This window comes from Porphyromonas sp. (assembly GCF_030529325.1).
Lineage (GTDB): Bacteria > Bacteroidota > Bacteroidia > Bacteroidales > Porphyromonadaceae > Porphyromonas_A.
Genome location: NZ_JAUMXC010000028.1, coordinates 18,055 through 27,888, shown reverse-complemented (window position 1 = coordinate 27,888; position 9,834 = coordinate 18,055). Strand labels below are relative to the sequence as shown.

5 protein-coding genes are annotated in these 9,834 nt (G+C 50.8%); all 5 read right to left on the bottom strand.

What is annotated here, in order from left to right; all coding sequences use genetic code 11:
• Positions 1-39: 39 nt before the first annotated feature.
• Positions 40-1,947, bottom strand: a complete 1,908-nt coding sequence (locus Q4A14_RS05755; RefSeq protein ID WP_303170594.1) for a helix-hairpin-helix domain-containing protein — start codon at positions 1,945-1,947, stop codon at positions 40-42.
• Positions 1,948-2,092: 145 nt separating this feature from the next.
• Complete coding sequence (gene polA / locus Q4A14_RS05750) at positions 2,093-4,933, bottom strand: DNA polymerase I (protein ID WP_303170592.1); 2,841 nt, start codon at positions 4,931-4,933, stop codon at positions 2,093-2,095.
• 103 nt (positions 4,934-5,036) lie between these two features.
• Positions 5,037-6,581: a YifB family Mg chelatase-like AAA ATPase gene (locus tag Q4A14_RS05745; RefSeq protein WP_303170598.1), complete on the bottom strand. Its 1,545-nt coding sequence runs from the start codon at positions 6,579-6,581 to the stop codon at positions 5,037-5,039.
• A 19-nt stretch (positions 6,582-6,600) separates the two neighbouring features.
• Positions 6,601-7,740: a hypothetical protein gene (locus Q4A14_RS05740; protein WP_303170590.1), complete on the bottom strand. Its 1,140-nt coding sequence runs from the start codon at positions 7,738-7,740 to the stop codon at positions 6,601-6,603.
• The gene (locus tag Q4A14_RS05735) at positions 7,737-9,806 is read right to left on the bottom strand and encodes a lipopolysaccharide assembly protein LapB (RefSeq protein ID WP_303170589.1); all 2,070 of its coding nucleotides are present in this window, start codon (positions 9,804-9,806) and stop codon (positions 7,737-7,739) included. The genes Q4A14_RS05740 and Q4A14_RS05735 overlap by 4 nt, the downstream gene beginning before the upstream one ends.
• Positions 9,807-9,834: the final 28 nt, after the last annotated feature.

Sequence of the window (9,834 nt, the reverse complement as noted above, 5' to 3'; positions counted from 1 at the left end):
ATTCATAATCATGAGGGCCTATCTTCATCTTTCACCCCGCTAAGGCAGGCGGGCGACGAGAGAAAAGTCCAATAGGGGTGCAGGCGTTGTCTCCGGACGGCGGAAGTATAAAGTGGGAGAGTAACGGAAACTCAGGGTTGTACGAGAAGAGACGGATATCTGAGACTTGAGTATGACACGGATGCCCGATCCTCTCAGCATAGGCACGTAGTACTTGTGTGGCATATACGCTGCTTCAGCTCGCAAGGGGTGAGACTTGATGTCAAAAGCCTGAAGGACACCCTCACACTTCAATTTATCAGTCTCATAACGCAGACGAATAGAAAAGGACTTGGAAAGCGCCTCTTTAGGGGACATGGCCACATGTGCCGCAGCTCTGAATAAAAATCCTTTGGAAACAGCTCGATCAAAGACAGCTCGGACAGTATGCTTTGTCCCGACATCCGTCCACCGACCACGCCACCTCACAGAGAGGGAGTGAGTGTAGCTCCTATGATCTATATGTGCCGAAAGGATGCTCCCTCTACTTGCACGGCGACGAGGATCAGGAGTGAGGGCTTCGTAATATTCGCAGAAGACCGTCCCGACAGTATTTCGGGCTATTTCTCCATGCCACATGGCATTGATGCCTTTTTCATTACGACCGTTGGAGAATCGACTCTCCGGCATAGCATATGGAGCAGAGTGCTCCGGAGCCAGACGACGAGCCGTGAGCGTCAATCTCCCCCAATAGTCATTGTACCAAGAAGCACCCGCCATGATTGCAAGAGGTTGCCGCAAAGGGATGGTGCTCTCACCCCAAAACATAACATCCCCCAAATCAAAACGCCAATCCAAAGAGCTATTGAGAGCGGACACACCGCCCGAGGGCAAAGGATTGTATATCAGTTCTCCGGCATTTCCTTTGTAGCGATGTGCCACGCCAAGCAGTCCGATACCGGCAGTCTCTCCATCCAACGAGAGATAAGCCCCCGCAACCTCTCTGCGTGCGGAGTGTCGGTACATCTGTTCTCTACTCGTCCTATGTATCCCTGTCCGGTAAAGCGTACGTATGCGCGCCCCCTCCACATGGGCATCCAAAGGCTCAAAACCTGCAAAGCCAGAAAGCCCAACCATCCCACTCAAAGGGATAGAGCCCGCCACACCTCTCAGATAACCATCCTCCCTGAATGATCTGTGCGGACGCACAACGGATCGCCCCAATAGTGCCACACCCTGCCGACTCTCCATAGACGAAAAGTAGGATCGGGACATACCCATGACCAGACCCTGACCTGTATTTATACGAAAGTCTCCCAATATGAGTTGGGGACGAGAGGGCGTGTGACTATCGCCCCATTGTCTTGTCAAAGAAAAAGAGAAATGATCTGCAATACCCTTATGCAAAGGGCGCAAGGGTTCTGCCCTATCATGATCGGCAAGGATGTCTGCCGACCATCCGGTGTCCGCATGGCTTTGAAAATATAGTGCCGTACCCCATCTGTCTCCGAAAGGCACATCGCGAGACAGATCCGTCTCCGTCCCGAGATAAAACCGCTGACGCCTCGGGATCACCTTGTCGGGATTGACGACAGAGACGGTTATATAAGGTTCTATCAGTGGCAGATACACCACAGGAGCTCCATTTACGTTTTTGAGATCGTATATGGATCGGAAGCCTCCGTTTTGTGAACGATAAAGGAGAAGATTTCGGACGAAAAAATCATCAAAGAAGGGCAGCAGGACAAGCTGATCGCCAGTGGCACGGTTGAGATCGAGAGGCTGCTCACGCAGAGACTGGAGGAGCTCGCCCACCCTCTCACGCTCCTCATCATCCGAGATATAGCCGAGGATGTGCTCGAGAGCCTCATCCTGCGTGGGGATGTACTCTTGGGCGTAAGCCTGTATGGATAATATGAGGGAAAAGGCAAAGATCAGACAACCCTTTGCAAACAAAAATTTAATCATACTACTTCACCGAAGCATATATGCCTTTCAGATGATCCAAAATTAAGGTAGTGAACCTTCAATCTCAAGGTAGTGAACCTTCGACAACAATCAGTCTAACTTGCGATCGAAGGTTCACTACCTTTTTTTGAAGGGTATCGGGATATCAGTGTGCTTGGAGCCAATTTTCACCATACCCTATGTCCACGGTAAGAGGTACGGATAGTGATGGGCAGACGCCCTCCATCTCTTCTCTGATGATGACCGAAAGTCGATCAAGTTCGCCCTTGGGACAAGAGAAGTTGAGTTCGTCATGCACCTGAAGGATCATCTTGGCTTGGAGTCCCTCACGTTGCAGACGATCGGCAATGCGCACCATGGCGAGCTTGATGATGTCCGCAGCCGAGCCCTGAATAGGCGCATTTACGGCATTGCGCTCGGCATAACCACGCACGACAGCATTCCCGGCATGGATGTCTTTGAGATAACGACGACGCCCGAGGATGGTCTCCACATAGCCCTTTTCGCGAGCATCTGCGATGACCTTGTCCATGTATGCCTTGACTTTGGGATAGGTGGCAAAGTAGCCGTCGATGAGTTCGGAGGCCTCTTTACGAGGGATGGTCAGACGCTCGCTGAGTCCGAAAGAGGAGATGCCGTAGATAATACCGAAGTTGGCCGTCTTGGCTCTCCGCCTCATCTCCGATGTCACCTCCCCGAGAGGGATGCCATAGATCTTGGCAGCTGTCGAGGCATGGATGTCCTGCCCCAGTCTGAACGCTTCCAACAAAGCCTCATCCCCACAGAGATGTGCCATGAGTCGGAGCTCAATCTGCGAATAATCGGCAGAGACAAAGACATCGGTCTCGGGATTGTGTGCGGTGAAAGCCTTACGGATCTCACGACCGTCATCGTCACGGATAGGTATATTTTGAAGATTGGGGTTGGTGCTCGAGAGACGTCCGGTGGCTGCCACAGTCTGATTGTAAGTGGTATGTATACGACCGGTATGAGGATTGACGAGCTCGGGGAGAGCCTCAACGTAAGTGGACAAGAGTTTTCGCAAGCCCCTATATCTGAGTATCATATCGACAACGGGATGGTCGGCTTTGAGCTTCCGGAGGATCTCCTCACCCGTTGCATAGTTGCCGGTCTTGGTCTTCTTGTGCTTGGAGCCGATACCGAGGTGCTCAAAGAGGACTTCGCCCACGACTTTGGGCGAATTGATATTGAACTCCATCCCTGCGCTCTCATGTATCTCTTTCTCCAACACCTCAAGACGAGCCTCCATATCCTTGGCTACGGTACGGAGTTCTTCCGTATTGAGAGCCACACCCTCTTGTTCCATCGCCATGAGGACCTCCATGAGGGGCATTTCGAGATCATAAAGCAGGGAGCCCAAAGAGCGTTCCTCTATCTGAGGGCGGAGGAAGTTGTAGAGTCTGAACGTGATATCAGCGTCTTCGGCAGCATAGGGAGCTGCCTTTTCGACAGGGATGTCACGCATCGACAGTTGTTTTTTACCCTTTGCTCCGATGAGATCGGTTATGGGTATAGGTCTGTAACCGAGATAGTTTTCGGACATATAGCCCATACCGTGAGAGAGTTCGGGATTGAGCAAATAGTGCCCTATCATCGTATCGAAGTAAGGGGCACAGGGCTTGATACCGTAACGCATGAGGACTTCAAGGTCAAACTTCAGGTTTTGTCCCACTTTGAGAACATCCTTTCGTGCAAAAAGAGGAGCGAGCGGAGCAAGAAGATTTACCGCGCCCTCATGATCCTCAGGAAGCGGGATATACCAGGCCTCTCCCTCCCGACAAGCAAAGGAAGCACCCACAATACCGGCAGTAAGAGGATCAAGTCCGTCTGTTTCGGTATCGAAAGCAAAAACTTCACTCTTACCCAAGGTCTCAGCAAGCTGTCGGACACCTTCAATATCGCTGATAGTATGATACTTGGAGTCCTCATCCAAGATAGTGCGGTAGCTCGACAGCCCCTCTGTGGGAGCGGTCTCTGCAGGGGCTTCTACCTTCGGAGCAAAAGGATCATCGAAGAGGGAAAATTGTTGTACCTTGGCACTGCCTTGGGAAGCTGCAGTCGGAGCGGATGGCGAGGGAACTTCCGCAGCGCTGTTCATCTCTTCGACCTTGCGTAGCAATGTCTTGAACTCCAACTCCTCATAGATACGTGTGATGGCAGGCATATCGATATCTCCGACCCGGCAGTCTTCGAGAGAAAAATCGACGGAAGCATCGGTAACGATGGTCACGAGTTCGCGCGAGAGCCTGACATTGGGCTCTCCCTCGACAAGTTTGCGCCCCAAAGCTCCCTTGATCTCATCGACATGGGCATAGATATCGTCCACATCCTTATACTGAGCAAGGAGCTTGGCAGCTGTCTTTTCGCCCACACCTGCACAACCGGGGACATTGTCAGAGGCATCTCCCATGAGGGCGAGCAGGTCGATGACTTGTGAGTGATCTTGCAAACCGTACTTTTCCACAACCTCCGCAGGTCCTATGCGCTCAAACTCTGCCCCCTTCATAGGCTTGTAGATGAAGACATTGTCCCCCACGAGCTGCCCATAGTCCTTGTCAGGAGTCACCATGAGGACTTCGGCCTCTCCCGATGCCCCTACCTTCTTGGCAATCGTACCGATGACATCATCGGCTTCGTATCGGGGGACTTCGTAGATCTGCACGCCCATTCCCTTGATGATCTCCTTGATGTACGGTACTCCGAAGCGTATGGAGTCGGGCGTCTCCTCTCTCTGTGCCTTGTACTCGGGATAAGCCTCGTGTCGGAAAGTCGGTCCTTTGGGATCGAAAACCACAGCGAGGTAGTCGTCCTTTGCCGTCTTGCGGATCTCATCGAAAGTGAGGAGAAAACCGAAGATCGCAGAAGTATCCTTGCCCTGACTGTTGATGCGAGGATTGCGGATGAAAGCAAAATAGCCTCTGTATATCAGGGCATAAGCATCGAGGAGGTATAGTTTCTTTTTCATATCGTTATTTTATTCAATTCACCGGTAAAGAGGGCTGTCCCAATTTTTATTCATAGTCATCCCATGTCGGTTGTGCAGGATATCGGAGGAAGAAACGGTAGCCTCAACCGAACTGCCCCCAGCTTTCCCGATCGAGTTTGCGATAACCCACAGCCTCTCCTATATGAGCTGCCGTGACGTCGGTACTGCCCGAAAGATCGGCAATGGTACGGCTGACCTTGAGTATCCTGTCATATGCACGTGCCGAGAGTGCAAAACGGTCCATGGCAACGCGCAAACGATCGAGTCCGGCCTTGTCGACACGGACAAAGTCTTTGATCAGTGCGGGTGGCATCTGAGCATTGCTGTAAATATGAGGATAGTCCTTGAATCGCTCTCTCTGAATCTCTCTTGCGGCCCTGACTCGTTCTCGGATGACAGAACTGGACTCTGTCGGCGTGGTGTCGGCAAGAGCATCGAAAGGTACGGGGACGATCTCCACTTGCAAGTCTATGCGGTCAAGAAGAGGTCCCGATATACGGTTGAGATAAGAAGTGACTTGGTGAGGAGTACAGCGACAGGCTTTCTGAGGATTGTTGTAGTGTCCGCAGGGACATGGATTCATCGATGCAACGAGCATAAAAGAAGCGGGGAAAGTCGTTGTCATCTTAGCCCTTGAGATGGTTATGGTACGGTCTTCGAGAGGTTGTCTCAAGACCTCAAGGACGTTACGCCCAAACTCGGGTAGTTCGTCCAGAAAGAGGACGCCGTTGTGAGCGAGACTGATCTCTCCGGGCTTGGGATAAGATCCGCCACCGACCATCGCGACATTGGAGGTGCTGTGGTGAGGAGATCTGAATGGGCGCTCCCGCATCAAGGCCGTATCGGCCGGGAGTGTACCTGCGACGGAGTGGATCATCGTTGTTTCGAGAGCTTCGTCGGGAGCAAAAGGTGGCAGGATGGTAGGTAAGCGTTTTGCCATCATGGACTTGCCGCTCCCCGGAGGACCTACCATGATCATGTTGTGCATACCTGCGGCTGCAATCTCCATAGCTCGCTTGACAGCAGCCTGCCCCTTGACTTCGGCAAAATTGAGAAGAGAAAAGAGTGTTCGATCATCAAGTACGGCACAGTCATGAGGATAAAGAGATAAGCGGTCTCCCTCTCCCGAGAAAAAAGCAACCACATCAGCAAGGCATGTAGCCCCATACACACGGAGTCCATCAACGATGGCTGCTTCACGAGCATTGTCAGCGGGGACAATGATACTCTCAAATCCCTCTTTGCGAGCAGTCATAGCCATAGGCAGGACACCTTGTACCGGTTGGATGGAGCCATCAAGGGATAGTTCGCCCATTATGAGCGTGGAACCCAAGCGATCGGCAGGAATGACTTCCGTAGAAGCAAGGATGGCTATAGCCAAAGGCAAGTCATACGCAGCTCCTTCTTTTTTGATATCGGCAGGAGCCATATTGATGACATAGCGCATGACAGGATATGGGTATCCGCTTTGCTTGATAGCTGTGACGACACGCTGGTGACTCTCCTTGACGACGGTGTCGGGCAATCCGACGAGCATAAACTTAGCCCCTCTCGATGCCTGAGCCTCGATGACAACAGTGGTCGCATTGATACCACTGATTGCAGAAGCAAAGACCTTGACCAATATGGGCTTGTCTACTCGACTCTCACTCATGATCTTTTGTGGTATCTTGGTTTTGTAGAGCAGTTTTCTTGGGTTTGGGAGGATATTTCTTTGCGAAATGGCTCAATACACTGTCGGACTCATGCCATACTTGCAGGATCTTCCCAAGTGTATCGACAAGCATGTATGAAGGGAGACGATAGACGCCTTGTCTGTTTGCGAACATGGAAGCTTCGCCCAAAGAGTCTACAAGGAAGTACGAAGGTGTCTTGAGGCTCTGATAGATGGTGTGACTCTTCCATGCCTGAGGGGCTTTCTCTGTTTCCACCAAGACAGACACCATGGAGATCTTGAGGGAGTCCATTTTCTTCATCATGCTCTCCGCGACGGCTTTGGAAATGGAGTCTCCTCGGTGCAGTGTGATGAACTGGAAGAAGACCTCCCCTTTTTTCTTTGCCAACTGTTTGAGTGTAAGAGAAGTTGTTTTCTTTTTCTCTTTGATCTCTATGGGTAGATCTTTATTCATGGACGACGAACTCATGAGCGCCCTGAAGAAGTGAGCTTCTCCACGAGAGAAGCCGACAGCGTTGAGCAGGTCGATATCGTTTTGGTAAAAGCTATAGGCTAAGCTCTTGAGGCTTCTCATCTCCGGAAGAGTATCATTACGCTTACTCTCATGGACAAAGAGAACCATGCCTACCTTGTGACGGATGAGAGACGTCAATACCTTGATCGTACTGTCCTGACGTATGGAGTCGCTGAGCGTGCTACGCTGCAAGTCGAGCCACACCGTGAGGTCTTCGGACTTAAGCATCCCGAAGGCTTTGACAGCAGGGTTCTTTTTATTGAGTTTTATACTTGCCACAGGGGATCCGGGCTCAGGAAAGATTGGGGCAAGAGTTCGGCTCTCAGCGTCGAAAAGGAGACAGAGGTCGAGGGTATCTCTCTCAAAAGTACGACGATAGGACAAGTGACCTTCGGGAGTACTGCGGAGGATGGTATCGATACCGACAGACTGTGCCCCGTACGTATAAAGGTACCATACCGAATCCGAAGGGCTGTCTGAGACATAATCGATCTCTACGGTCCACTGTCCCGTCTTACCTTTGCCCCTGCCACACGAAACAAGGATGGCAAGCAGGCTCAAAAAAAGTATGATGTTGTATAGTCTGACTCGCTTCATAGCTTGGATATTGATATTTTCAAAGCATCAATCAAAAGGATGATGTCACTCTTGGTCCAGTTATGTTTGGGTAGTAACTTTTCTGCATGCTTATGTACAAAGGATACTCGTGAAGTGATGTCTTTACTCCAACGTGCAAGGGTATCTACTGCGCCCTCTCTATCTCCCTGTATGAGGCGGATGAACTGCTTGTACACAAATGCCTCGTCATTATCATCGGACAGTTCTGCGATACGCTCAGAGGCTTCTCTCAGCTTACCCATCATGAGGAGCGAACGCACGAGAAGCAGCACGATATCGGCATCTTTACCATCGGTATTGAAGAATGCCCCAAAGGCCACCTTTGAGGCTTCAGCATAGTCCCCTCCGATCTCCAAGAGTCGCGCATAATCCAATGCCACTTTGGGTTCATCGGGATGCTCTTCGTATGCCTTGGTATACAGAGACAGAGCCTCTTGTGGACGACCGGCCATCTCGTATAGCTCTCCAAGTCGCATTGCGATGGGAGCCGTCAGCCCCTCGCACTCTACCACAGCCTCGAGATGCGCTCTTGCCATGTCATAGTCCTTGCTGCGATAATACACTACCGCGAGGATGCGATGTACTTGAGGGTCTTTGATACCGGAGACAGAGAGAAAATCCTGCCCCAATCGGGTCACAAGGTCGTATTCTTTGAGAGCGACCAGGCGCTCGATGATACGACGCATAGGCTCGGGAGAGGAGATCAGGCTCCTCGTGCCGGAAGACTCCAGGATATTTAGGTGATCTTCAAAAGGATCGGAAAACAGGCTCCCCCACGAACACAGTTTGATGAAGCGATACAACCCGAAGACAAAATCTTTGGCATAATAATCCGCATCCTTGGCTATCTGCGAGGAACTAAGATCGGGGATATTACCGGCAAGCATCTCCGAAAACTGTTTCCAATACTCGATACTTGCAAAGGAGTAACAGTCTGACGAGCAGATCATACCCTCTCTGAAAGTCATGGGCAACAACTTCTCAAACGCTGTTGCGTTGTCGAGATTGAGTGTGGGATGATGGACATCAAAGGGTAGAAAAAACCTCGGTATGGAATCGAAGAAGGGATATCCCTTCATCTTTTGGATCGTATGAAAAGTAAGATCTCTGTCTCTCGGCAACTCCTCCTGAATATCCAGGATGGTCCGCTCGATATCGGAGGCCTCTCCTGTCTTCTCTGCATTTTTGAGACGCTCAAGAAGGTCCCCTCCCTGCATGAAGTTCATCTTCTGAGCAATATCATTGAGTTGAGGCTCTACGCGTTCGACAAAGATGCGATGATCCTCCTCGGTACGATACGAGGAATATATGGCATTACAAGCCGCATACACCTCTTCCCCATCAGCAAGAGCAAACACTTGTCGAGACTTTTCTATCAGACCAGGATAAAGCGCACCAAGCACCTTATCATACATCTTGGATATCATCATGAGAGCCGACAGAGCAGTCTCTCTGACAGAGAGATCTCTATGTCCGCAAGCCTCAGTGAGGAGCAGATACTTGGCAGGCTCTATCCCGGGCAACAACCCGAGGGCAAGTGCATTGACCAAGACACGGGCGACAAAGGTGTTATCGCCATCAGTCATCGTATAGCGTATGGCGGAGACCTCTTCATCTGTCAAAGCAGGCGCTGACCAAAGTTTGTCAAACAACGTCTCAAGGACGGCGAAGTAACGTTTATAATCCATATCCGACTCATCCTCCCGGGGCAGTTGCCACATCTTTATAAGAGACAAGATGGGCGAAGCATCACCCTCGACAGGTATATGATGAGATGGGACATAGTAAGCATACTTGCTCAAGCGGATGACCTCATTTCTGTACACCAGTTGTGCCAGACTCTTACGCATATCCTCGAGTATGTGAGAGCGTTGAGGGTCATCTACACCCTTAACGAAGTAGTCCGAAAGATAGGTATAATTGTCGCGGATGGTCTCCAAATGGTCCTTTATCTCCGGCAAAGCGCATCCCTCGAGAGTAGTCATACCATCGAGCAGTCTGTAGTCGAGGATAAAGTCAAGTGCTGTATGCAGATCTCTTTCCATCGTTCAAAGATTATAGTTCAAAGGTGGG